Annotated in this window: 24 protein-coding genes; 1 reads left to right on the top strand and 23 read right to left on the bottom strand. The window is 61.1% G+C overall.

Annotated elements, in window-relative coordinates; translation table 11 throughout:
• Positions 1-123: 123 nt before the first annotated feature.
• The 20 genes from MRBLMR1_RS18360 to MRBLMR1_RS18265 form a co-directional block, all read right to left on the bottom strand.
• Positions 124-1,548, bottom strand: a complete 1,425-nt coding sequence (locus MRBLMR1_RS18360; RefSeq protein ID WP_148145525.1) for an ATP-binding protein — start codon at positions 1,546-1,548, stop codon at positions 124-126.
• Positions 1,548-2,306 carry a response regulator transcription factor gene (locus MRBLMR1_RS18355; protein WP_148145526.1) on the bottom strand — a complete coding sequence of 253 codons (759 nt, stop codon included), beginning with the start codon at positions 2,304-2,306 and terminating at the stop codon, positions 1,548-1,550. The genes MRBLMR1_RS18360 and MRBLMR1_RS18355 overlap by 1 nt, the downstream gene beginning before the upstream one ends.
• Before the next feature lie 120 nt (positions 2,307-2,426).
• Positions 2,427-4,001, bottom strand: a complete 1,575-nt coding sequence (locus MRBLMR1_RS18350) for a Do family serine endopeptidase (RefSeq protein WP_148145527.1) — start codon at positions 3,999-4,001, stop codon at positions 2,427-2,429.
• A 167-nt stretch (positions 4,002-4,168) separates the two neighbouring features.
• On the bottom strand, positions 4,169-4,621 hold the full coding sequence (locus tag MRBLMR1_RS18345; protein ID WP_500065524.1) for a cytochrome c-type biogenesis protein: 453 nt from the start codon (positions 4,619-4,621) through the stop codon (positions 4,169-4,171).
• A gap of 143 nt (positions 4,622-4,764) precedes the next feature.
• The gene (locus tag MRBLMR1_RS18340; protein ID WP_500065486.1) at positions 4,765-6,753 is read right to left on the bottom strand and encodes a heme lyase CcmF/NrfE family subunit; all 1,989 of its coding nucleotides are present in this window, start codon (positions 6,751-6,753) and stop codon (positions 4,765-4,767) included.
• A complete protein-coding gene (ccmE, locus tag MRBLMR1_RS18335) occupies positions 6,750-7,253 on the bottom strand; it encodes a cytochrome c maturation protein CcmE (RefSeq protein ID WP_148145529.1) in 504 nt (167 codons plus the stop codon). The genes MRBLMR1_RS18340 and ccmE overlap by 4 nt, the downstream gene beginning before the upstream one ends.
• Positions 7,250-8,431 carry a c-type cytochrome biogenesis protein CcmI gene (gene ccmI / locus MRBLMR1_RS18330; RefSeq protein ID WP_148145530.1) on the bottom strand — a complete coding sequence of 394 codons (1,182 nt, stop codon included), beginning with the start codon at positions 8,429-8,431 and terminating at the stop codon, positions 7,250-7,252. Before ccmI ends, ccmE begins: the two co-directional genes overlap by 4 nt.
• Positions 8,432-8,625: 194 nt before the next feature.
• A complete protein-coding gene (locus MRBLMR1_RS18325; protein ID WP_148145531.1) occupies positions 8,626-9,057 on the bottom strand; it encodes an RT0821/Lpp0805 family surface protein in 432 nt (143 codons plus the stop codon).
• 228 nt (positions 9,058-9,285) lie between these two features.
• The gene (locus MRBLMR1_RS18320; RefSeq protein WP_148145532.1) at positions 9,286-10,692 is read right to left on the bottom strand and encodes a sensor histidine kinase; all 1,407 of its coding nucleotides are present in this window, start codon (positions 10,690-10,692) and stop codon (positions 9,286-9,288) included.
• A gap of 28 nt (positions 10,693-10,720) precedes the next feature.
• Positions 10,721-11,392 carry a response regulator transcription factor gene (locus tag MRBLMR1_RS18315; RefSeq protein WP_148145533.1) on the bottom strand — a complete coding sequence of 224 codons (672 nt, stop codon included), beginning with the start codon at positions 11,390-11,392 and terminating at the stop codon, positions 10,721-10,723.
• A 102-nt stretch (positions 11,393-11,494) separates the two neighbouring features.
• A complete protein-coding gene (locus tag MRBLMR1_RS18310) occupies positions 11,495-11,758 on the bottom strand; it encodes a hypothetical protein (protein ID WP_148145534.1) in 264 nt (87 codons plus the stop codon).
• A 107-nt stretch (positions 11,759-11,865) separates the two neighbouring features.
• A complete protein-coding gene (locus tag MRBLMR1_RS18305; RefSeq protein WP_148145535.1) occupies positions 11,866-12,096 on the bottom strand; it encodes a hypothetical protein in 231 nt (76 codons plus the stop codon).
• An 18-nt stretch (positions 12,097-12,114) separates the two neighbouring features.
• The gene (locus MRBLMR1_RS18300) at positions 12,115-15,909 is read right to left on the bottom strand and encodes a baseplate multidomain protein megatron (RefSeq protein WP_148145536.1); all 3,795 of its coding nucleotides are present in this window, start codon (positions 15,907-15,909) and stop codon (positions 12,115-12,117) included.
• Between the two features lie 327 nt (positions 15,910-16,236).
• On the bottom strand, positions 16,237-16,680 hold the full coding sequence (locus MRBLMR1_RS18295; RefSeq protein WP_148145537.1) for an NlpC/P60 family protein: 444 nt from the start codon (positions 16,678-16,680) through the stop codon (positions 16,237-16,239).
• The gene (locus tag MRBLMR1_RS18290) at positions 16,677-17,552 is read right to left on the bottom strand and encodes a phage/gene transfer agent baseplate hub protein (protein WP_148145538.1); all 876 of its coding nucleotides are present in this window, start codon (positions 17,550-17,552) and stop codon (positions 16,677-16,679) included. The genes MRBLMR1_RS18295 and MRBLMR1_RS18290 overlap by 4 nt, the downstream gene beginning before the upstream one ends.
• Positions 17,549-18,187 (bottom strand): DUF2460 domain-containing protein, encoded by a 639-nt coding sequence (locus tag MRBLMR1_RS18285; RefSeq protein WP_148145539.1) that lies wholly within the window; start codon positions 18,185-18,187, stop codon positions 17,549-17,551. The genes MRBLMR1_RS18290 and MRBLMR1_RS18285 overlap by 4 nt, the downstream gene beginning before the upstream one ends.
• 26 nt (positions 18,188-18,213) lie before the next feature.
• A complete protein-coding gene (locus MRBLMR1_RS18280; RefSeq protein ID WP_183685001.1) occupies positions 18,214-18,750 on the bottom strand; it encodes a phage tail tape measure protein in 537 nt (178 codons plus the stop codon).
• A gap of 26 nt (positions 18,751-18,776) precedes the next feature.
• Positions 18,777-19,040, bottom strand: a complete 264-nt coding sequence (locus tag MRBLMR1_RS18275; RefSeq protein WP_500065480.1) for a rcc01693 family protein — start codon at positions 19,038-19,040, stop codon at positions 18,777-18,779.
• A 20-nt stretch (positions 19,041-19,060) separates the two neighbouring features.
• A complete protein-coding gene (locus MRBLMR1_RS18270; RefSeq protein WP_148145542.1) occupies positions 19,061-19,423 on the bottom strand; it encodes a gene transfer agent family protein in 363 nt (120 codons plus the stop codon).
• Complete coding sequence (locus tag MRBLMR1_RS18265; protein ID WP_148145543.1) at positions 19,423-19,830, bottom strand: phage major tail protein, TP901-1 family; 408 nt, start codon at positions 19,828-19,830, stop codon at positions 19,423-19,425. The genes MRBLMR1_RS18270 and MRBLMR1_RS18265 overlap by 1 nt, the downstream gene beginning before the upstream one ends.
• A gap of 109 nt (positions 19,831-19,939) precedes the next feature.
• On the opposite strand from MRBLMR1_RS18265, the gene MRBLMR1_RS18260 reads away from it, so the two are divergent.
• On the top strand, positions 19,940-21,163 hold the full coding sequence (locus MRBLMR1_RS18260; protein ID WP_148145544.1) for an MFS transporter: 1,224 nt from the start codon (positions 19,940-19,942) through the stop codon (positions 21,161-21,163).
• On the opposite strand, the gene MRBLMR1_RS18255 is transcribed toward MRBLMR1_RS18260, so the two are convergent.
• The 3 genes from MRBLMR1_RS18255 to MRBLMR1_RS18245 are packed head-to-tail and all read right to left on the bottom strand — an operon-like array spanning position 21,144 to position 22,440.
• Positions 21,144-21,542, bottom strand: a complete 399-nt coding sequence (locus MRBLMR1_RS18255; protein ID WP_148145545.1) for a DUF3168 domain-containing protein — start codon at positions 21,540-21,542, stop codon at positions 21,144-21,146. The two genes, MRBLMR1_RS18260 and MRBLMR1_RS18255, sit on opposite strands and share 20 nt — an antisense overlap.
• The gene (locus tag MRBLMR1_RS18250) at positions 21,539-21,871 is read right to left on the bottom strand and encodes a phage head closure protein (protein WP_500065477.1); all 333 of its coding nucleotides are present in this window, start codon (positions 21,869-21,871) and stop codon (positions 21,539-21,541) included. Before MRBLMR1_RS18250 ends, MRBLMR1_RS18255 begins: the two co-directional genes overlap by 4 nt.
• Positions 21,871-22,440, bottom strand: a complete 570-nt coding sequence (locus MRBLMR1_RS18245) for a head-tail connector protein (protein WP_148145547.1) — start codon at positions 22,438-22,440, stop codon at positions 21,871-21,873. The genes MRBLMR1_RS18250 and MRBLMR1_RS18245 overlap by 1 nt, the downstream gene beginning before the upstream one ends.
• Positions 22,441-22,484: the final 44 nt, after the last annotated feature.

The following is a 22,484-nucleotide window of genomic DNA, read 5'->3' as shown; positions in this document are numbered from 1 at the left end:
ATCTCCCCCACAAGGGGGGAGAAAAACCGCTGCAACCACCTGCCTCAATCATCCTTCAACAGTAAGCCCGGGTTAAGCCCTCCCCCTTGTGGGGAGGGTTTGGGAGGGGTCTTTATTACCCTCTCACCCCTTCACCACCGGAAACACCATCGTCACCGTCAGGCCCGGAGCCTCCGTCTTCGCCTCGTCGGTGGCGGAAAGCTCCAGTCTCCCGCCATGCAGTTCCATCACCGCCTCCACCAGCGATAGACCCAGCCCCGTACCCGGCTTCGAGCGGCTGGCATCCAACCGGAAGAAACGCTTGGTCACCTCACCACGCTTGTCGGCCGGTACGCCCGGACCGTTGTCGCTGACGGCCAGTCTCACCTCGCCGTTCTCGGACGAAAGCCTGACCTCTATCACCGGCGTCTCGCTACCTTCGCTGGCATATTTGATCGCGTTGTCGAGCAGATTGAACATAGCCTGGCCGATCAGTTCGCGGTTGCCGTTGACGGAGATGCCTGGGTTGATCCCGGTGATCAGTGTTATGCCCGCCTCTTCTGCGACAGGCTCGTAAAGCTCGGCGCTGTCGGCGGAAACGGCAGAGAGATCGACGCTCGACATCTCCGCCGCGATCGATCCAGCCTCAACACGGGAGATCATCAGCAGCGCGTTGAAGGTGCGGATCAACTGGTCGGATTCGGCAATGATGCCTTCGAGCGCTGCCCTGCGTGCATCTTCATCATCCTCGCCCAGAGCGTCAGCCGCCTTGTTGCGCAGCCGTGTCAGCGGCGTCTTCAGGTCATGGGCGATATTGTCGGAAACCTGCCGCAGGCCTTCGTTCAGCTTTTCGATCCGGCCAAGCATGGCGTTCAGCGATCCCGACAGCCGGTCGAACTCGTCACCGGAGCGACCGACAGGAAGTCGCTGGGACAGGTCGCCGGCCATGATCTTCTGGCTCGCAGCCGACATGCGGTCGATGCGCTTCAGCGCATTGCGTCCGATACCGAACCAGATGACCAGTGCGCCCAGTCCCATGATTGCTAGCGCCACCATCAGCGCCTGCCGCACGATATAACGGAAACGGCTCGGGTCACCGAGATCGCGACCGATCATCACCCGCAATCCGTTATCGACGCGCAGGACATTGGCGATGGCGAGATGTTTGCGCGATCCGCCGATCTCGGCATAGGGCTCGTAGGAAAAAGGCATGTTCGTCCAGCCTTCCTGGTCCAGCACGCCAGGCTGGACTGAGGAAACGTTGCCGGCCAGCATCTCGCCGTTCGGTCCGGCGATCACATAGAGATTTGCGCCCGGCTGGCGAGCGCGCCGCTCCATGATGCGCAGCAAGAGGTTGACGCCGCCGCGCTCATAGGCGCGCTGGATATCGGCCACTTCCTCGGTAATCGTCTGGCGCGTCTGCTGCACCAGCGTCTTTTCCGAAAGCGCCGTCACATAGATGACGAGAAACCCGGCGCAGATCGCGAACAGGAGGATATACAGCGCCGACAGCCTCACGGCCGTCGAGCGGAACATGAGGCGGGCGCGCTTGGCGATGCGGGAAAGCATTACCCCTCGTCCTTGATCATGTAGCCGGCGCCGCGGATGGTCTTCAACAATGGCTTGTCGAAGTCCTTCTCGATCTTGGAGCGCAGGCGCGAGACATGCACGTCAATGACATTCGTCTGCGGGTCGAAGTGATAGTCCCAGACGTTTTCGAGCAACATGGTGCGGGTCACGACCTGACCGGCATTCTTCATCAGGTATTCGAGCAGGCGGAATTCACGCGGCTGCAGCAGCACATCCTTGCCGGCGCGCTTGACCTCGTGAGAAAGCCGATCGAGCTCCAGGTCTCCGACCCGGTAGACCATGTCCTGTTCCGGCGTACCCTTGCGGCGGCCGAGCACCTCGACACGCGCAAGAAGTTCGGAAAAAGCGTAGGGTTTCGGCAGATAGTCGTCGCCACCGGCGCGCAGGCCGGTGACGCGGTCATCCACTTGGCCAAGCGCGGACAGGATCAGCACCGGCGCGTTGACGCCGCGCTTGCGCAATTCGCTGATGACCGACAGGCCATCGCGGCGCGGCAACATGCGGTCGATGACCATCACGTCGTAGGAATTCTCCGAGCCCATGAACAGGCCGCTTTCACCATCGCTGGCGTGGTCCACGATGATGCCGGCCTCGCGAAAGGCCTTGGTCATGTAGGCTGCCGCCTCGAGGTCGTCTTCGATAACCAGAATCTTCATATGCGGGACAATAGCCTCGGCGGAAACATTTGCACTATCGGAATCTTCCGTATTGGCCGAGGAAAACGACGGGGTCTGCATGATGGTCTCCGTTACAAGAAGAGCGCCGACGTTTCCGGCGGCGCCCCTTGATGAGCTTGATCCTGCGGCTGGGCCTGGAGGTGCCACCCCCGCAATGTCACTCAGATGTTTTGCGCGGCATCAGCCTTCGTTGATCGGCAGAGCGACGAAGCGGCTGGAACCATCGGCCTCGACCTGGAAGAGCGCACGGGTGCGACCGTCCTTCTTGGCCTGTTCGAGAACCTTGCCGACATCGGCTGCGCTTTCGACCTTCTTGTTGTTGACCGAAAGAATCTTCTCGCCGTTCTTCAGGCCGCGGGCGGCTGCTTCGCTGTCCGGATCGACATCGGTCACGGAAAGGCCGGAGCCGTCCTCAGCCGGGGCAACGGTGATGCCGAGGCTTGCCAGCGCCTGTTCGCTTGCCGGAGCCGGATCGTCCGGCTGCGTGGGCTCAGCGGAAGCAGCCTCATCGCTTGCCATGTTGCCGAGCGTCACCGGAATGGTCTGCTTCTTGCCGTCGCGCCACAGATCGACATCGACCTTGGTATTCGGCGTAAAGGCTGCGACACGGCGGGCGAGATCACGGGCATCCTTGATCGGCTGGCCGTTGACCGCCTGAACAACGTCACCCTGCTTGATGCCTGCCTTCTGACCCGGAGAGCCTTCCTGCGGAGCAACGACCAGCGCACCGGAAGCTTCCTTCAGACCGAGCGAGTCGGCAATGTCCTGCGTTACCGGCTGGATCTGCACACCAAGCCAGCCGCGCTCGACCTTGCCGTCCTTCATCAGGTCGGCGATCACGTCCTTGGCGGTGGAGGCAGGGATCGCGAAGGCGATACCGACATTGCCGCCCGACGGCGAGAAGATCGCGGTATTGATGCCGACAACCTGACCGTTCAGGTCGAAAGTCGGGCCGCCCGAGTTGCCGCGGTTCACGGCTGCGTCGACCTGGATATAGTCGTCATATGGGCCGGAGCCGATGTCACGGCCACGGGCCGAAACGATACCGGCAGTCACGGTGCCGCCGAGGCCGAACGGATTGCCAACTGCGACAACCCAGTCACCGACGCGAACCTTGCTGTCATCGGCAAAGGAGACATAGGTGAACTTACGGGCCGGCGCATCGACCTTCAGGAGCGCTAGGTCGGTACGGCTGTCCTTGCCGACCAGCTTGGCATCAAGTTCGGTGCCATCGTTCAGCACGACCGTATAGGCCTGTCCATCGGAAACGACGTGGTTGTTGGTGACGATGTAACCGTCTTCGGAAATGAAGAAGCCGGAGCCCTGGGCAGTCGGACGCAGGTGGTGCGGACGATTTGGCCCGCCGGGGCCACCGCGCTCTGCGCGGTCACGCGGGCCTGCGCCCGGGCCTGGGCCACCGGGACCACCCTGGCCGCCGAATTCCTTGAAGAAACGCTTCAGCGGGTGATCGTCAGGCAGCTGGTCGAAACCGCGGCCACCGAAGTTGAAGGAGAAATTGCTGTTGTCGTCGGAGGCCGGCTGGGCGTCGGACTGGACGCGAACGGAAACGACGGCGGGGGAAACCGCAGACACGACGTCCGCGAAGCTCGGTGCCTGCGGCGCCGTTACCGAAACCGGAGCAGCAAATGAGGACATGACCTGGCCTGAGATGCCGGTGGACAGCATGACGGCGGCAAGGCCGGCAACGGTCGAGGTCTTCAGCACTGTCTTGAGGGAGGGACGTCCAAACGTCATGGTGAAAGCTACCTTCTTCTCTTCGTCACTCAATCTTGGCCAGGCTGCCGATGGGCAACCCGCCATTGTTCGATGAGACAGATATAGGCGCCGTCACCTTAACTGCAGGTGGCTAGAGCATGAAATGTTCGTAATATTTCGAAATATCCGGCCCGTTGGTCCAAGACCTATTTGCCGAGCAATTCGTCGATCTTCGCTTTCTCTTCGGCACTTAACACCTCGGAAGGACGCCGCGCAGGCCTGCTCCTGACAAAAATGACGAGAGCGAAAATACCCGCGATCAGAAGTCCGATCGGCATGGACCAGAGAATGATCGTCTTGCCGCTGAGCCGCGGATTGAGAAGAACGAATTCGCCGTAACGCGACACGACGTAATCGACAACCTGTTTGTCCGTATCGCCATCGGTCAGCCGCTGGCGGACAAGGACGCGCAGATCCTTGGCAAGCTCGGCGTTGCTGTCATCGATCGACTGGTTCTGGCAGACCATGCAACGCAACTGCGCCGAAATCTGCCGCGCACGCTGTTCGAGTGCCGGATCTTTCAACACCTCGTCCGGATTGACGGCGAAGGCTTGGATGGGGGTGAGGAGGAGGAAAAGAGCGATCAGGAGTTTGGTGATATTTCCCCTTCTGGCCTGCCGGCCATCTCCCCCACAAGGGGGGAGAAAATCCGTGGCACCGTCTTGCCCGAATCTAGAGTCGAGGGCGGGGCGATAAAGCCCCTCCCCCTTGTGGGGAGGGGTTGGGGAGGGGTTTTGACAATTCATTCCGCCGGCTCCATCACCACCTTGACCGGCTTGGCCTTCCTCGACGGTGCGCCGACGCGCAAGCGTCGATCCGACAGAGACACGAAACCACCGACCATCATGATCAGGCAGCCGCCCCAGATGCACAGGATCAGAGGCTTCCACCAGATGCGCACGACGATGCCACCGCCATCCATCGGGTCACCGAGAGAGACATAAAGCTGGCTGAGCCCGAAGGTCAGGATGCCGGCTTCCGTGGTCGGCATGCGACGCGCCGTATAAAGCCGCTTGGACGACCAGACATCGGAGACCACAGCGCCACCGGAGCTCACCGAAAAATGCCCCCGCTCCTCGGTGAAGTTCGGGCCGACAGCTTCGCGAAAACCGTCGAAGGTCAGCGAATAACCGCCGGCGTCCGCCGTCTGCCCCTGATTCATCTCGACGACATGTTCGGTGCTGAAAGCCGATGCGGCAACAATACCGACAACGGTCACGCCGAGGCCGAAATGGGCGAATGCCGTACCCCAGGCCGAGCGCGGCAGGCCTTTCAAGCGGGCAAACGAGGTCATCACCGGCAGTTTACCGAAGTTGCCGCGATACCACAGATCGGCGATCGCGCCGAGCATGCCCCAGCAACCGATTGCCAGTCCAAAGATCGCAAGGACCGGCCCGCCATTCTGCATATACCAGAGCAGCAGACCCAGAAGCAGCGCAAGGCCGGCAAAAACCCAGAGCCGCTGCAGCGCCCCATAAAGATCGGCCCGCTTCCAGGCAAGCATCGGCCCGAGCGGAACGGCGATCAGAAGCGGCAGCATCAACAGGCCGAAGGTCATGTTGAAGAACGGTGCACCAACCGAGATTTTTTCACCCGTCAGGGTTTCCAGCACCAGCGGATAGAGCGTTCCGGTCAAGACGGTCGCAGTCGAAACCGTCAGGATCAGGTTGTTCAGCACCAGCGAACCTTCGCGCGATATCGGCGCGAACAGGCCACCAGCCTTCAAGGTCGGCGCCCGCCATGCAAACAGCATGAACGCTCCGCCGATAAAGATCGCCAGAATGCAGAGGATAAAGATACCGCGCGACGGATCGGTGGCAAACGCATGGACCGAAGTCAGCACGCCGGAGCGCACAAGGAAGGTACCTAGCAACGACAGCGAAAAGGTCATGATCGCGAGAAGCACGGTCCAGATTTTCAAGGCCTCACGCTTTTCCATGACCAGTGCCGAATGCAGGAGGGCCGTGCCGGCGAGCCAGGGCATGAAGGAGGCGTTTTCGACCGGATCCCAGAACCACCAGCCGCCCCAGCCGAGTTCGTAATAGGCCCAGTAGGAGCCCATAGCGATGCCGGCGGTCAGGAAGGTCCATGCGGCGAGCGTCCATGGGCGCACCCAACGTGCCCATGCCGCATCGATGCGGCCTTCCATCAGCGCCGCCACGGCAAAGGAGAAGCAGACGGAAAAGCCGACATAACCGAGATAGAGAAGCGGCGGATGGATGGCGAGGCCGAAATCCTGAAGGATCGGGTTCAAATCCTGCCCTTCAGCCGGCGCCGGATCGAGGCGCAGGAACGGATTGGAGGTCAGAAGGATGAACAGCAGGAAGGCCAGGCTGATCCAGGCCTGCACGGCCAGAACATTGGCCTTCAGCGTCTCGGGAATATTGCGGCCAAAGACGGCGACCAGAGCGCTGAAGAAAACGAGGATCAGCAGCCATAGCATCATCGAGCCTTCGTGATTGCCCCAGACACCGGAATATTTGTAGATCAGCGGCATCAGCGAATGGGAATTCTCCCAGACGTTCTTCACCGAAAAGTCGGAAACCACATAGGCCCAGGTCAGCGCGGCGAATGACAGCGCCACGAGGCCGAACATGACGAGCGAACCGGTCGTCGCCACCGCCATCATGCTGGCGTCACGCCGATGGACGCCGATCAGCGGAAGGATAGAAACGATGATTGCGGTCGCAAGCGCCAGAACCAGCGCGAAATGGCCCATCTCGACGATCATGGCGTAGTGCTCCCGACAACCTGTCCGCTCTTGGCATCCTTGGCCGGCGCCATGCCCTTGCCGGTTCCGTCCTCCCAGACACCATCCTTTTTCAGCCGGTCGGCCACTTCCTTGGGCATGTAGTTCTCGTCATGCTTGGCAAGCACGCTGTCAGCCACGAAAGCATGCGTCGCGGCATCGAAGGAACCTTCGGTGACAACCCCCTGCCCCTCGCGGAACAGGTCGGGAAGGATGCCGGTATAGCTCACAGGCACGGTCGCCTTGCCGTCGGTCACGGTAAAGCTCACAGTAGACCCCTGCCCGCGCTTCACCGATCCATCCTCCACCAGACCGCCGAGCCGGATGCGGGTTCCAGGCTGCAGATTGGCCGTGGCCAGATCGCCCGGCATGAAGAAGTAAGCGACGGACTGCGAGAAGGCGAACATCACGAGGAAGACGGCGATGATGATAAAGCTCATGCCGCCGGCGATTACGGCCAATCGTTTCTGCTTGCGCGTCATTGGGTTACTCCCATCTTGGGGGTGGCTCCCGGATTTTCCGCGCCTTCGGCCGACAGTCCTATTTCCTGTGCGAGCGCGATCAATTGTCTGCCCTCGTTTCCATCGGCGGGGAAATGCTCCAGCCCGGTCTTCAAGGCGGCTTCAGCCTTCTGTCTGTCCCCGAGCACCATGTAGGATCTTACCAGCCTCAGCCAGCCCTCGATATTGTTCGGATCCGATTCCAGCTTTGATGCGAGGCTGTCGACCATGCCGCGGATCATGTCCTGGCGATCACCCTGCGACATATCCTGCGCTGCGGCTACATCATCAGCGTTCGGGCCGCCCAGAGAAGGCGGCGCGGCAGGCACCGCAACGGTGCCGCCATTCTTGGCGATATGTTCGTTGATCAGGCCCATCCACGGAGCATCGCGGGGCGAAGCCTTGGCGATCTCCTCGAAGGTCGCTTTCGCGTCAGCCGCCTTGCCGGCCTGTTCCTGTGCCACGCCAACATAAAAGCGCGCGCGCACATCACCCGGCTCCAGCCGAACCGCTTGCTCGAAGGCAGAGCGGGCGTCCTCGGTCACGATACCATCATTGGCAACGACCAGCGTCTCGCCGAGGCCCGACAGACGTGCCGCATTGGGTCCGATCAAGCGAATCGCATTTCGATAAGCAAGTTCGGCGTCCCCAAGCCGTGCAGTGCGGAAATAGATCGGAGCCAGAATATCCCAGCCGGAACCATCGTTCGGATTCTGCGCAAGATGCCGCTCGGCTTTCGCCACCAGCAGCGACATGTCATTGCCTGGGTTCGCCAGCCGCGCGTCCAGCGGCTGATCGGGCAAACCTGGGCTGCCCAGCATGATGTAGAGACAGAGCCCGATAGCAGGCGGCGCGACAGTCACGATACCGATCGCCATCCTGCGTAATCCGCTCGTCTTTGCCGCGTCCGCAGCATCTACATTTTCCTTGCCCGCAGCGGCCAGCAACCGGCGACCGATCTCGGCGCGCGCATATTCCGCTTCCTCGGCGCTGATCAGGCCGCCGGCACGATCCCGGTCGAGTTCCTTCATCTGGTCACGATAGACCTCGATCTCTCCGGCATTGTCAGGCGCAAGGGCCTCGGGACGCCGATAGAGCGGATAAAGCAGCGCTGCAGCGACGATTGCCGTCATGAGCGCAAGAAGGATCCATAAAATCATGTTCGCCAATTACTGCAACGGCGGTGACATTCCAATCGGTCCCATGCCGTTGACGTGAATTTGAGAGATCTCCGTGGCCCATGGCCACGCCACGGGCCAGGTCTTTAGAACGTTTCAAGACTGATGGGAATGTCTATCGACTACTATGACCTGTATCAAATTCACGAATCCGTGCGGGCATATCCGACACGAATTCAGTTGAGCGGCGTCCAGGTCCCGTCGGAATTGCGGCAGGCGGCGCCTCTCGCGAGCATGTCCCGACCGTCGACAGTAACCGTGTGCCGGTATTGCCGGCAATTCTGTGCGCCTACCTGGTAAGGTGCGTTGGCGACGACCGTGCCGTTGGCGTTATCGCCCTTCCATTGAACAGACTGCCCGCCGGCCATCTCTTCCAGAGCACGGTATTCAGCTTCCAATGCGCGCGAGCGGTCGCTGGATGAAAGCTCTGCACCACTACGCCCAACGATACCGCCCTGCAGGGCGGTAATATAGCCTGCCGAGGCAGAAGGCTTTGGAGACAAGAGCCCTCGCGCACCGGCCGCAGAACGCGACGTCGACGTGCAGCCGGAAACGACAGCTATTCCGCAAAGGGTCAACAGCACGGTTGAAAAGCTCGTGGGGCGCATCGCTTGCTTATGGTCTCCGACTTGCATGCTCGGCAGAAAACGAGGTCTTCACATCAGCATCTCCGCCCGCCTTGGGAAATAATTCCCTGGCTAGGTTGATCGAGACCGTTGCAGAGCCTTGTTCGTCCGCCTTTCACTTCAATGATATAGCAGGCGATGCGATCGTCCAGAAGATATGACAGCAAGTCTTTAGCAGTTGCTCATTGGCCACAGGTTTCATGACCGGCGTCAGGCTGCGTCACGGGTCACTCCGGGCAGCAGAAGTCTTGCTCGCAATCCTCCGTGCGCACCACGGTCCAGATTGAAAGTACCATTGTATTCAGAGGCGATTTCACTGACGATCGAAAGGCCGAGACCGGCACCGGGCTTGCTTTCGTCCAGCCGTTTTCCGCGTTTCATCGCTATGGTGATCTGCTCCGGCTCGAGACCGGGACCATCATCCTCTACAATCAGCTCTACCCATGCCCTTCGGGCAGCCTCGCCTTCGGAACCCGGCGGCGGAGACGACGGAGCGATCGCTACCCAGATATCGGTCTTGGCAAAACGCGCGGCATTCTCCAGAAGATTGCCAACCGTCTCTTCAAGGTCCTGCTGTTCCAGCGCCACCGCCAATGACGGCGGTGAAACGGAAAGGTGGAACTGCGTGTCCGGGTTTAACCTGCGCATGACGCGCACCAGCCGCTCCATCACCGGTTCGGCCTCGCTTCTGGCGAGAAGCGAATCGCGCTGAGCGGCGATCCGGGCGCGATTGAGATAGGACTGAACCTGGCTCTGCATCGCTTCGGCCTGCGAGCGCACCAGATCGGACGGCACTTTCTCGCCCAGCCGCCCTTCGTTAAGCAGCACTGCAATCGGTGTTTTCAACGAATGGGCAAGATTACCCACCTGCATGCGCGCACGCTCCACGATGCGTCGATTGCTTTCGATCAGCGCATTGATATCGTTTGCCAAGGGCATGATTTCGCGAGGGAAACGTCCCTCCAGTCGTTCGACTTCACCGCGACGTACCCGCTCCAGTGAACGGCGTGCGCCCTTCAACGGCAACAGGCCGAAAAGGATCGCCAGGCCATTGACGATCAGGCTGCCAACACCGAACACGGCAAGCGTGATATAGAGATTGCGCGAAAATCCGTGCACGTCATCTTCCACGACTGCCAAATTGCCCGAAACGCGAAACCGCGCCGCACGCCCTTCACCGTCGAGAACCACTTCGGTCTCGGCCACGAGTACCGTATTCCCGAAAGCATCATTGGTGCGGTAGAACCGTTCGTACCGATTGTTAAACGGCACGCTCAGAATGGTCGGCACCTTGATATTCGAGGTTCCGAGCGAAGAAGACGACAGCGGCGTCGCTGCGAAAGTGCCGAGCGGCTCGATGATCCAGTACCAGCCCGTCTCCGGCTGCGAGAAACGCAGGTCACCGAGTTGCGGATTGCCCGAAAGCTTGTTGTCCTCACCGATCGTCATCGAGTTGATGACGTTATAGAGTTGCGCACGCAGCAGATCGGTAAAAGCCCGTTCCGACGATTGCCGGTAGAGCTGCGAGATGACGATCGCGATCACCACCAGCGCTACGGCAGACCATGCGGTCGCAAGCAGAAGCACGCGTGCGGTGAGTGACCGAAATCCTCCCATGCCAAGGCTCGGAGGCTGTTTGGGGAGACTATTGGGCATCGGCCGGCGCTTGCATCCGGTAGCCAAGCCCACGCACGGTCTCGATCAGATCAACACCGATTTTCTTGCGCAGTCGACCGACAAACACTTCGATCGTGTTGGAATCACGATCGAAATCCTGGTCATACATATGCTCGACCAGTTCGGTGCGCGATACGACCGTGCCCATGTGGTGCATAAGATAAGACAGAAGGCGGAATTCGTGGGAGGTCAGCTTCAGGGCAATGCCATCGACCGTTGCCTTGGAAGCCTTGGTGTCGAGGCGTACCGGGCCACAGACGATCTCTGACGACGAGTGACCAGCCGCGCGACGGATCAGCGCCCGCACTCGCGCCAGCACCTCTTCGACATGGAAGGGTTTTGCCACATAGTCGTCAGCACCGGCGTCTATGCCGGCCACCTTGTCGCTCCAGCGATCACGCGCCGTCAGCATCAAGACCGGCATGCCCTTGCCGTTGGAACGCCATTTCTCAACGACCGTGATGCCGTCCATTTCAGGCAGGCCGATATCGAGAATCACCGCGTCGTAAGGTTCCGTATCACCAAGGAAATGACCCTCCTCGCCGTCGAATGCGGTATCGACGACATAGCCGGATTCTTTCAATGCGTCCGAAAGCTGGCGATTGAGATTGACGTCGTCTTCGACCACGAGAATGCGCATGAACCGTCCCCTGCATAAAATCTTGCAAGTATCTAGCGCATCAACCCGAAAACCGCACCCGGTTTCGGATCCAAAAAGGCGCTGATGTCTAGTATACTCCGCCTACATCGGCACCCGGACGGTGACCTTGCGCGGCCGTTCGCTGCCATTGCCCTGCACAAGGACCGTTACAATGCAGGTCTGACCGTCCGAGGACGGCTGGGCCGACAGAAGCTGTCCACCCGTGTCACGAACGACGCGAGACGCGGCTGTGCCACAGTCGCCCGCAACAAGAACGAGATAGTCTCGTGCAGTCGCAGGCTCCCCAGGCAATGCTGCAAATGCAGTGCCGGCAGCCAAAATCGCTATGATCGGCAGTCGCGCCATGTGTACCTGTTTCCACTCAACCGACGAAAGGTCATGTCCAATGCATGTTATGGATTATGTATCGGATGACGGCTGAATGGCAAATGAATGCTCTGTAATCCTCCCCTTCAGGATGGTCTGGAGGGGGCTTTTCCACCGATTGAGCCGGTTGCCACAAGGCGCCCGTAAAGCGCCAGAAGGCCACCGACGGCACCCGTCAATGTCACCGCGATATCGGCCAGTTCCGCTTGATCCGCAGCCCCGATCTCAAGGCCAGCAAGCTGTAGCGCGGAGGCTGCAACAGCAATCAGGGCGCCCCAGATCGTCTTCGACTGATACCAGTTCTTCATCAAATCCATCTGTTCATCTCCTTGTTATCAAAGATTGATCGATGATCGCGCAGGAATGCCCAGAGGAACCGCGCGTCCCATCTGCCTGACTGCGAAATCGATACTTGTTTGCCGTTCACCGAAGTCGGCGAGTTCGTCTTCTGCGGCATAGGAAAAGGACGGCTCAGTCACTTCGATGCTCCTCACCACATCGCCATGAGCGATCAGATCGATGCGATACCGCTCCTGTGGTTCGTCTATCGGGATGTCCAAGGCCTCCCAGCCATCAGCGTCTACCCGGCCGCATCGCGTCCAGCCTATGACGATGTCTCCTTCAGCTCTCCTCTCGGCCCAAAGATGCACGGGTGCCAACGGAGTTTCTGCTCGCTCACCGCCCGTAAACACACGAGGTCCGGCCCGACCACCACCGCTGCCAAGGCTCTCGGCGAGCCAGTTCAGCGACCGCCCGCGTTCTTCGCTGCCGAGTCCAAGCGACACCACCGCTTCATCCAGCACGACAAACGGACTGCCGACCCCGGCACCGGCCACTGTCGCATCCTGCGTGCCGGCAAGCCCACGCAGCAGACCGGACAGCCGCCAGCGTTTTGGCGCAATTTCCTGCGCCGACAGAAAGCCGATGATTTCCCAGGCACCATTCTGCGCCTTCACCGCTATCCGGTTGTCGCCGGAAAGAACTGCAACGTCATCGGCCGATGCCAGTCCGCCAAAATGAAGATCCAATTCCAGTACATTCGCATGATCGAACCGCCCCGAGACGCCGGGCCGCAGCGGCGAAGTCAGCAACCCGAGTCGTGCAGGGCGATCAAGCGTCACCCGTGTGCGAAATGCCTCGCTGGTTGCCGAGGAGGAGATCACCATGCGCCGCCAGGGCCGGCAGTAACCGGCAACGCAGGCGAAGCTTTCCGATGCGGCATCCGTCAGGCGCGGCAGGTCCATGAAGTGCAGGACAGGCTGAAAGGCATCGGAAACGCCTCCGCCGCTTGTATGACCTCGGCTGGTCGCCACATACGAACCGAAAGGCGGCACCGCCACATGATGGCGCGCCTCGATCCGGCGAATCGCGCCCTCTTCGATACGCTCGACCACGAATATTCCATCAGGCCCATCAGCGAGCCGGATCGCGTCACCCGTCCCGATTGCCTGGTCAGCCGGTGAAATCGCAAAATTCACGGTCCGCCGTGCAATACGGTTTGCCCGTAGGGCAGCTTCAACCGCAGCAAGCGCCGTCTCCTCAAAAAGCGTTGCCGGCAGGTCGTAACCCAGCACCCGCTTGGCCGCGGCCAAAACCGGGCGCGAGCGCACGCTTGCCTGCTCGTAGTCCAGCACCGGATTGAAGAAACCCAATGCGGTCTCGGCAGGGAAATCGCTGTCGTGCCCCCGGTTTTCCGTCCATAGCGGCTCATCCTCGATATCGGCCAGAACGGCGATTTCATGCGGTACGAGGCTCGATGCCAAGCGCGAGCGAAACCGTATCCGTCCACCATCCTCGACCGCATCGATCTGGAATGCCTCCATTAGCGGCTCGATCAAGGCCCGCGCCGAAGTGAGGTCCGCCTGCACGAAACCGGTCAGGTCACCGCTGACCGCAGAAACATCGAAATCCTCGATGCCATGATCGGCAAGGATCGCGGCAATCGCATCGGCGAGCGTGGTGCCGCCAATACGCCCGTTGAGCCAGTGCCCGGTCCGCCAGTTGCTGCCGTCGCTCCAGAACGACAGGTCATGCGGAAAGGCCGGCTGCGGGCGTGCGTCCCATGTCCAGACAAAAACATGGTCCGGATCGACCATGCCCTGCGGTACTGTATTGCCCTGCCAATGATTGTGGTGCGCTTGAAGAAAACGCCGCTGCTGACTGTCCGATCTTCCGCCCGAAGAGAAGTATGGCAGATTGCTTTCAGCCGATTTCGGATCAACGAAGACATTCGGCTGATTGGCGCCCTTGTCCACTGCCGGACATCCCAGTTCCGTAAACCAGACGGGCTTCATTCCCGGCATCCAGACAGTCGGCGTCGCCCTCTCCGCACCATCTACACGGTCGAAATGCAGGCTCGACCACCAGCTTTCGATATCCTTGTAACGAAAGACCCAGGGCTTGCCCGCCAGCCCGTCGGTTATGGGGGAGCGAAGGCGATTTTGCCGGTCAGCCTCACTGGCATAATACCAGTCATACCCTTCACCGGCTGCAATCTGCCCTGCCATCCCCGTCATGTCGTCGCGCGCAGCAAAGCCATCCGGGTTACGCTTTATGAGGTCATCGTCGCGCCAGTCGGCGAGCGGCATGTAATTGTCGATGCCCACCGCATCGATGTCCGGAGAGGCCCAGAGCGGATCGAGATGGAAAAAAACGTCGCCGCTACCGTCCTGCGGATGATAGCCGAAATATTCGCTCCAGTCGGCACCATAGGTTATCTTCGTCTCCGCTCCGACCCTCGCCCTGACGTCCCCGGCCAGTTCGACCAGTTCGTCAACAAAGGGAAACCGATCCGCCCCATCGCGCAATCGCGTCAACCCGCGCAGTTCAGAGCCAATGATGAAACCATCTACACCATCAGCATCGCCCACCATGTCCGCATAATGCAGAACCATGCGGCAATAACCTTCACTGCCTCGGCTGAAGGCCTCCACCTGGGCTCGCGCAACCGCCGTCCTGTCCACCGACCCGGCTTTTCCTGGGGCAGGATGACAGGTGATCCTGCCCCGCCATGGATAGGCCGCCTGTTCACTGCCGCCATAAGGATCGGGCAAACCGTTTCCAGCCGGAACATCCATCATCACGAACGGATAGAGATAGACCTTCAACCCACGCGCCTTGAGATCCGCGATTGCCGCCCTGACGCTCCTATCGCTCGGCGTACCGCCATAGGCAGGCGCGCCGTCGCGCCGGCTGACCAGGTAAGCCTCACCTCGCCCGATGCCCGCTACCGACCAGGGATCGCTTTCATCGCGCCGCCCCTCCACTTCGACACCCGGCTTGATCCGGCAATGCCCTGCACGGAGATCCGTGCCGAACCACGAGACGACCAGCGCCACCCGTCGAAGGTTCGGGCAAAGCGCCTGCAACTCATCGATCGAGGCCTGCCAGTCGGTCAGCGCCGTCGTCGTATGCCGGTTGATGATGCGGCCGCTGCCCTCACCGGTGCTCTCCGTTACCTGACGGGTCTGATAGCCATGCTCCGTCGCCCCCGGAATGATTGTCACCGCCCGGATCTGCGCCTCCAGCCTGCCAACCGGTCGCAGCACCTCGAACTGCAGCAGCGGAATACGATTGCCGAACGCATCGAGCGGCAGCCTTTCGAAGACGATATAGGCCAGCCCGCGATAGGCCGGCGCCAATCCCTCTCCCTGTTTCGCCTCGATCAGCGGATCGGGCAGCTGTTCCTCGTCGCCGCGATAGACGCGCATTTCGATCGCGGTCAGGTCGATTTCCCGGCCATCGGCCCAGACACGCCTCACCGAAGCGATCGGCCCTTCGCACAACCCGATGGCGAAATTGGCAAAGTAGCGAAACGTCTCGACACGCGGGCCCGTCGCCTTGCCGCCGGTACGTTCACTCGTCACCTCCTCCTCGAAACGCGTGGCCCATATCAGGGTACCGCCGATCCGCGCCGTCCCGTAAAGCCGGTTGATTGCACTGCCCTCATCGGCACCCGGAATCCGCGCTGTACCGAGCCTTGTGCCCGAAATTGTCGCGTTTCCGTTGATCAAAGCCCGATCGACCATACTCCCGGCCACAGCGCCCGCAGCCCGACCGACAATCGCGCCGATGGGGCCAAAAACGCCGCCGAGCGCCGCGCCCGCAGCCTGAAAAAGAAGAGTAGCCATGGTCTCTCCCCACGCACCGGCCCTTACGACTAGATGCGCGCTAAAATTGTGATAGCGTGTGTATGTTTGAGAGCAAAAGCAGCACGCGCCGAGCCAACCCGGCGCATCAGCGAAGATTGGCTACGCTGACTTCGGCAGAAGCCCTGCTTTCGAACATGGAGGTAAAGTTATGAAGCTTCGGCCGATTAGCCTTACACTTATCCGGACAGTGACCCGGACGGGCTGGTCAATGACCGTCCGGGTAAATTTCAACAGATAAGCAAAACGGCGGGCGGGGCTGCAACCCCGCTCACCACTCCGATGATATACGCCAACTGACAGCCGTTTTCAATCAATCCGGGTTTCCGGAAAGCGATGCACGGCCGCAATCCTGCGCCGCCATGAAGCCACCAGCGCCGAGCGTATCACCGCAGCCTGTTCGTAGGCGTGAATGAAATGGGTCGGACCGGCCAGAATACCGGCATGCTTTGCCGCACAATCCGGCCGCCAGCGAAATAGAAGCAGATCTCCCGGCCTCGCCTCTGCCAATGGCAAGGCTGGTCCGAACAATCGCCGCCCGGCCTGCATCAGTCTATCCTCGCCGCTGCGCTCGGCCCAGTCCGGCGCATAGGGCTGTACGACTTCCGGCTCCTGGCCATAAAGCTCGCGCCAGACGCCACGGATCAGGCCGATGCAATCGCAGCCCACGCCTTTTACTGCGCCCTGATGGCGATAGGGCGTGCCGATCCAGTTTTCCGCCAGCGCGACGATCCGATCACCCGGCCCCGTCATTCGAAAATCGGGCCGCCGTCATGGACCCGCTCCCCGTCTGCATAGGAATAGGCGAAGTCCGAACCCGGCACATGCGGGAAGCCACGGAAATTTAGAGAATTGGCGAAACGCTCCCGACACATTGAAAACGTCTTGTCGCAGCCGGCCGTCACGGTGAATGCCCGGCCCGGCTCGATCCTCTCTTCCAGCGGCAACCAGAGTGAAAGGACAGCAGTCCCGTCTTGGCGCCTGCCATGTCCATCCACCTCCGCGGAGAGGCCTGACGAAAACACGACCCTGCCCTGCCGGAAAAAACCATCGGCGAAACCGGACAGCCCCGATACGAGCAGCCTGCTTCTATCGATCATCTCGACGACCGATCCTTCGCCACGCCAGGCGACAAGATTCATCCTGCACCTGCCATCCCCCAGGCTCGCATCACAGCGGCGGTTGTAAAGCCTGCCCTGCGGCTGGTTCAGCCGGTGTGCCATGCTGCGCAGCTCCGCACGAAACCGGCCGCCGGCCCGCACGACCTCGCCGATCTCGCGCACATTCAGCAACATGCGCTCATCCGGCGCGGCCCAGTTGACGAGAAACAGCTCCACCCGAGCGCCATCATATCGCCCGGCCGCCAGATCACCCTCCTCGATCGCCGCACTTGAAAACCCACCTGCCACCTCGTCAGCTTCCGCGCCAAGTCCTGCGGCCTGCTCGCTTTCGCTCGCTTCAAAGCCGCTCGCCGCCAGAAAATTCGTGCCGTCGAAACTAAGGTCGCGGTCGTGGTCGGTAAAACCGATCACGACGTCATCGCGCCGCGTCACCCGCCAGCAATGGCAGGTCGTCGTCGCCTGCCCGTCGAGATGCGTCTTGAATGCCTGCGAGATTGTCCTCACGCCAATATCTCCGTCAGTGGAATGGTCGGGATACGTCCGGCATCGAAATGCGCCAGGTTGACGTCGATCCGGTCAATGTCGAAACGCACCGGCACGTCGAATTCATATCCGGCCTCGATCAGTGCGCCGGCCACCGGCACATGCCCCGCAGCAAAGGTCACCATCCCGGTCGTCGCGTCGACCGTATAGACCGCATCCGTGACAGCCACGCCTTCCACCGCAACCAGCACGCTCTCCTGAACCGGCTTGGTGATCCGCCGGGCCCAACCGCCACCCGCATCCTGATAGGCCTTCACCAATTGAAACGCGGCTGTCACGCCATCGCCGGTGCCGATGATCTGATCGTTTGCGGAAACCACCCTGCCCGGCGAACAGGAGGCCCAATCCACCGGATCGCGAAAGCGGAAGCCATAGAGTTGCCCCCGCCGCGCCTCGAAGAACTCCAGCACGGCATAAAGATCGGTGAGCGAGCGGATACCCGATCCGACCTCATAGCTGCGGCGGCTATCGCGCCAGCGCTGGTTGCGCTGTTCTCGCCCGTTCGAGAGATTGACGATATCCGTGCGCCGCACCGGCCCGCCGCTCGCGCCGAGCGCCAATCGCAACGGAAAACGTATTTCATGAAACCCGCTCATGCCGATTTCCCTCTAAAGTGTCCGGTTCAAAGCCCTCTGCGCCCGCGCATCACGCTGCGTGCGAGCATGGCCGACACCTGCGCCTCGCTCTTGCGAAAGCTCGCGGCATCCGTCGCCGTCACATTGAAAACGATCTGTGGCCCTACCCCGCCGCCAGCCGAAGCCACGCCAAGCGAGCCATCGGCGCCGCGTTTCAGCGGCAGGATCGCCTCCGGCCCCGCCTCGCCCATCAGGCCGGTGCCGCCATTCATCGGAAAATAGCTTGGTGCCCGTACGACCCCGCCATCGGCAAACGGCGTCACGGATCCGATCAGCGATCCCACGGCATTTCCGAGCAGGCCTTCAAGCGGCTTCAGGCCGGCACTCAGCGCAATATCCGTCAGCCGGTTGCCCAATCCGCGCAGCACATCCTCCAGCCCCTTGCTGCCGGTCGTTGCCGATCTCAGCGCACCGGTCAGCGCCGCACCGAACCGCTGCGACCTGGCCTCCAGATCCGCCATCACGTCCGAAAGCGCCTCTGCACCGGCAAGCGTTGCAGAGACATCCGTATCGTCGTTTTCCATTGTTGTTCTCCGTGAGCCACAGTCCATCATCCGCCTGCGGGGAGAGGACCAGGATGAAGGTCAGACATTGCTGCGCCGACGCCCACATCCGGAAACGCCCGCATCAACGCATCCAGTTCGGCCCTGCCAGCCGCCATCTCGCGTGGCCGCGTGGCGCCTGTCATGAGAAGGAATTCCACCGGCGTCAGCGTCCAGAAATCCCGTGAAGAAAGCCGCAGCAGGGAGAAGCCGACATGCATCACCACGTCCCAGGGAAATGGCGCCGACCCGCCTGCCCTGTCGTCACGCACATTCTTTCCCGCTGCGGCATTCAAGGGTTTGCTGCAGCACCCTCCCCGTGCCCGGAAAAGGTCGCCGTCAGCAGGTCGCCAACGATACCGGCATAGGTCGCGATCCCTCCCTCGACGCTCATTGCCGCCACCTCATCGTCCGAAAGCAGATTTCCGCCGCCGCGCAGGCCCGCGCCAATGATGCGGATCATGTCGGCGGACTTCAGCCTGCCGGAGGAAAAACGCGCCGCCAGCCCGTTCAGGTCTTCCGCGGCAAATGCGGTCTCGAGTTCCGCCAATGCGCCCAGCGTCAGGCAAAGGATACGACGCTCGCCGTTCAGCACCGCCTCCACCTCGCCGCGGTGCCGGTTGGCCCGGCTGCCGGTTATCGTCGCCCCGGCCATCACAGCGCACCGAAGGTGATTGCGCCGGCGGATTCAAGCGCCAGTTCAAAGCGCACCTCGCCATTATGCTCGCCGGAATATTCGAGAGCGCTCACCTGAAACGGACCGGCGATCGTACCGAAACCCGGAACCACGACCTGCCAGTTCAAGATCGCGGAGGCGAAGAAGGCGGCCCTTATCTTTTCATCGCTCGCCTGATCCTTGAATATCCCGGCGCCTGTCAGCGATGCGCGCTGGACACCCGCGCCGCCCAGCAATTCCCGCCAACGCCCGACGCTTTCCGCATCCGTTACATCCACCGTCTCCGCGTTGAATGCGAGACGACGCGATCTCAGCCCCGCCACCGTCATGAACGTTCCGCCATCGTCAACCTTCAGAAGCAGGTCCCGGCCTTTCTGCGCTGCCATTCTACCATTCCTTTTCGATTGGTTGTCGTCTTCGCCCGAAAGGCCACTTCCCGCTGTTACGAGGACCTGCTACAGCCGTTACCGCCAGTTCCCTTCGCGATGTCCCGCCATGCCTCATCCCCCCAGTTCGGTCAGAACCGTGAGCGTCCTCGCCGTTGGGCAATTGATCGGATGGGGAACGACATTCGAAGCAGTCGGGGCGATCGGCCGCAAGCTCGGCTCGGATCTTGGCCTTGCAAACGAGATCGTCTTTGCGGGCCTATCCGTCATGATGATCACGAGCGCCTTCGCAAGCCCGTTGACGGGCAGGATGCTGGAGCGTTTCGGCGCCTCACGCGTGCTTTCCATCGGAACCCTGTTCTTCGCCGCAGGGCTTTGCGTTCTGGCCAGCGCACAAGGGGTGATCGGCTACATAACTGCCTGGATCATTCTCGGTCTTGGTGCAGCGCTTGCCCTCAATGCCCCGGCTTTCACCGCCGTGGTCGAACGCGAAGGCGTCGAGGGAAAGCGCACGATCGCCATTCTCATGCTGTTCACCGGCCTGTCGCCGACGATTTCCTGGCCGCTGCTCAACCTGCTGCATGATCTGATCGGCTGGCGTTCGACCTTCCTCTGGGCCGCCGGATTGCAGGTCTTCGTCTGCCTGCCGCTCTATCTGTTCGGCCTGCCGAAACCGGTCGTCCGGGAAACCGCACGCACATCGGCCAACACCGCACCAGTACCGCTGACTGCAGCCGGCAAAAAGGCAGCCTTCATCTTCGTGGCGCTCTCAACGGCAATCGCCTCCTTCGTCACCTTCGGCCTGTCGCCTTCCCTTCTGGAAGTGCTGCAACAATCCGGCGCCACGCCTGAACTCGCATTGCAGCTTGCCGCAGCACGCGGCGTGCTCGGCATTTCGGCACGCGGTTTCGATATGTTGCTCGGCAAGCGCGGCAATCCCTTTCTCACCTCGGTCAGCGGTATCAGCCTGATGGTTGCCGGCTTTAGCAGCCTTCTCCTGTTGCCACCGTCAACTGTCAGCCTCTGGATCTTCGTCGCACTTTACGGCTTCGGCTCGGGCATATTGGTCGTCGCCCGCGCATTGCTGCCGCTGGCGCTGTTTTCGCCGAGCGAATACGGCCGTCAGGCGTCACGGCTGATGATGCCGCAGAATATCGCCAACGCCATCGCCCCTATCCTGTTTACCGCCCTGCTTGACCGAACAGGGGTGTCCACCGCACTCATCATTTCAATCCTGCTCACGCTTGTCGCTCTCTGCTCGGTCATCCTTTTGATCTCGCTTGTCAGAAAAGCGCGCCGAACGGCCAGCATCGTCACTCCGTCACGGCCCTGAAACGTATCTCGCTGAGATAATATCTGGTCTTCGGCTCGCGACGGCTCCGCGCGCTGATCCTGAGCAGGTTCACCAGAAGGGCACCGTCGAGCGCCAGATCCGCATTGTCGAGCAGTGCCGTCACCTTCGCGGTAATCTCCAATGCCTGCCGCCGTCCTTCCCCCTCGGACCAGACCTCCAGCGTGAGAAAATGCTCCTCGCCGGGCTCGGTCACGGTGGAAAGATCGCGGGTCTCCATTTCGCCGATCACGATTGCCGGTAGTTTCGGCCGCGTCTGCAGGCGATCACGAATGCCATCCGGCCCGATCAGCGCCGTCAGCACCGCATTGCCTGCAAGCCGCAAATGGATAGCCCTCAGAAGTGCATTTGCCGCACTCATCCCGCGCCCTCCTCGCAAAGACACGTCAGATAGCGCCCGGTCTCATCCGGGTCCTGGACCAGCTTCACCGCAAACAGCCGAGCGCCTTTGCGCAAACGCTGTCCGGCAGAAATATCGCTGCGAAACCGCAGCCAGATGCGATGTGTAATCGTGCCGATCTCGGCACCGGCCCGTTCGGCAAGGCTTGATGATACCGGTTCGACCTTGGCCCACATGGCGGCGGTCTCGGTCCAGTTCACCGTCGCGCCCCCTTGCCCGTCCGGTATGCTGACCGGCTCTTCCAGCAAAAGCCGCGCCGTCATCTGGCCGGGGTCGAAGAAGACCACCATCAGAGCCTCCGCATCCGGAACGGCGCGATCAGCCGCTCGTAGCCGTCGGGAACACCGGCCGGCTGCTGCTCTGCCGAGATGACGCCGCGAAAAGCGAACATGTGGCCTATATGGATCAGCATCGCCCGTTTCAGCGTGTCCGGCACATCCGTTGCCGCCTCGCCATAACCGGCCGAAAAATCGATCTCGATACCATTCACGGCCCGGCCCGGAGAAGGTGGTTCACGCAGCCAGAGCCGTGCCGGACGCCCCACACGGTCGAGCAGATGGTCTTCAAGCGAAACATCAACGGCCGCGCCATCCGCATCATAAATCGTAACGGATAGAATCGCTTGCAGCGGCGACTTGAGGATTGGGATCACTCCGTCCGTCTGCCATCGGTCAAGATAAAGCCGCCAGCTTTGCGCGATCAGGCAAAGCCCCGTCTCGCTCTCCAGAAACGTGCGGGCGGTCGTGATCAGCGACACGAGAAGCGCATCCTCGTCACCGCCATCCAGCCGCAGATGCGCCTTCACCTCGGCAAGCGTCAGCGGTTCCGCCGATGGCGGATCGATCAGTGCATAGGTCATGGAAATCCCTTGGGTAAGCGAATAGCGAATTGAGGGTGGCGAAT

This window comes from Neorhizobium sp. LMR1-1-1.1 (genome assembly GCF_040675795.1).
GTDB lineage: Bacteria > Pseudomonadota > Alphaproteobacteria > Rhizobiales > Rhizobiaceae > Neorhizobium > Neorhizobium cellulosilyticum.
The sequence above is the reverse complement of the archived record's forward strand: the minus strand, read 5'-3'. Positions and strand labels throughout refer to the sequence as shown.

Bases quoted from the DNA above. Each gene is read 5' to 3' on its own strand.
- MRBLMR1_RS18325 (WP_148145531.1), bottom strand. From the start codon at position 9,057: ATGCGCCCCACGAGCTTTTCAACCGTGCTGTTGACCCTTTGCGGAATA.
- MRBLMR1_RS18350 (WP_148145527.1), bottom strand. From the start codon at position 4,001: ATGACGTTTGGACGTCCCTCCCTCAAGACAGTGCTGAAGACCTCGACC.
- MRBLMR1_RS18320 (WP_148145532.1), bottom strand. From the start codon at position 10,692: ATGGGAGGATTTCGGTCACTCACCGCACGCGTGCTTCTGCTTGCGACC.
- MRBLMR1_RS18360 (WP_148145525.1), bottom strand. From the start codon at position 1,548: ATGCTTTCCCGCATCGCCAAGCGCGCCCGCCTCATGTTCCGCTCGACG.
- MRBLMR1_RS18340 (WP_500065486.1), bottom strand. From the start codon at position 6,753: ATGATCGTCGAGATGGGCCATTTCGCGCTGGTTCTGGCGCTTGCGACC.
- MRBLMR1_RS18250 (WP_500065477.1), bottom strand. From the start codon at position 21,871: ATGGTGGTCTTCTTCGACCCCGGCCAGATGACGGCGCGGCTTTTGCTG.
- MRBLMR1_RS18355 (WP_148145526.1), bottom strand. From the start codon at position 2,306: ATGCAGACCCCGTCGTTTTCCTCGGCCAATACGGAAGATTCCGATAGT.
- MRBLMR1_RS18270 (WP_148145542.1), bottom strand. From the start codon at position 19,423: ATGGCCGGGGCGACGATAACCGGCAGCCGGGCCAACCGGCACCGCGGC.
- MRBLMR1_RS18280 (WP_183685001.1), bottom strand. From the start codon at position 18,750: ATGGAAAACGACGATACGGATGTCTCTGCAACGCTTGCCGGTGCAGAG.
- MRBLMR1_RS18295 (WP_148145537.1), bottom strand. From the start codon at position 16,680: ATGACGGGGCCGGGTGATCGGATCGTCGCGCTGGCGGAAAACTGGATC.
- MRBLMR1_RS18255 (WP_148145545.1), bottom strand. From the start codon at position 21,542: ATGAGTGCGGCAAATGCACTTCTGAGGGCTATCCATTTGCGGCTTGCA.
- ccmE (WP_148145529.1), bottom strand. From the start codon at position 7,253: ATGACGCGCAAGCAGAAACGATTGGCCGTAATCGCCGGCGGCATGAGC.
- MRBLMR1_RS18305 (WP_148145535.1), bottom strand. From the start codon at position 12,096: ATGGATTTGATGAAGAACTGGTATCAGTCGAAGACGATCTGGGGCGCC.
- MRBLMR1_RS18265 (WP_148145543.1), bottom strand. From the start codon at position 19,830: ATGGCAGCGCAGAAAGGCCGGGACCTGCTTCTGAAGGTTGACGATGGC.
- MRBLMR1_RS18315 (WP_148145533.1), bottom strand. From the start codon at position 11,392: ATGCGCATTCTCGTGGTCGAAGACGACGTCAATCTCAATCGCCAGCTT.
- MRBLMR1_RS18245 (WP_148145547.1), bottom strand. From the start codon at position 22,440: ATGACCTATGCACTGATCGATCCGCCATCGGCGGAACCGCTGACGCTT.
- ccmI (WP_148145530.1), bottom strand. From the start codon at position 8,431: ATGATTTTATGGATCCTTCTTGCGCTCATGACGGCAATCGTCGCTGCA.
- MRBLMR1_RS18300 (WP_148145536.1), bottom strand. From the start codon at position 15,909: ATGGCTACTCTTCTTTTTCAGGCTGCGGGCGCGGCGCTCGGCGGCGTT.
- MRBLMR1_RS18285 (WP_148145539.1), bottom strand. From the start codon at position 18,187: ATGAGCGGGTTTCATGAAATACGTTTTCCGTTGCGATTGGCGCTCGGC.
- MRBLMR1_RS18260 (WP_148145544.1), top strand. From the start codon at position 19,940: ATGCCTCATCCCCCCAGTTCGGTCAGAACCGTGAGCGTCCTCGCCGTT.
- MRBLMR1_RS18310 (WP_148145534.1), bottom strand. From the start codon at position 11,758: ATGGCGCGACTGCCGATCATAGCGATTTTGGCTGCCGGCACTGCATTT.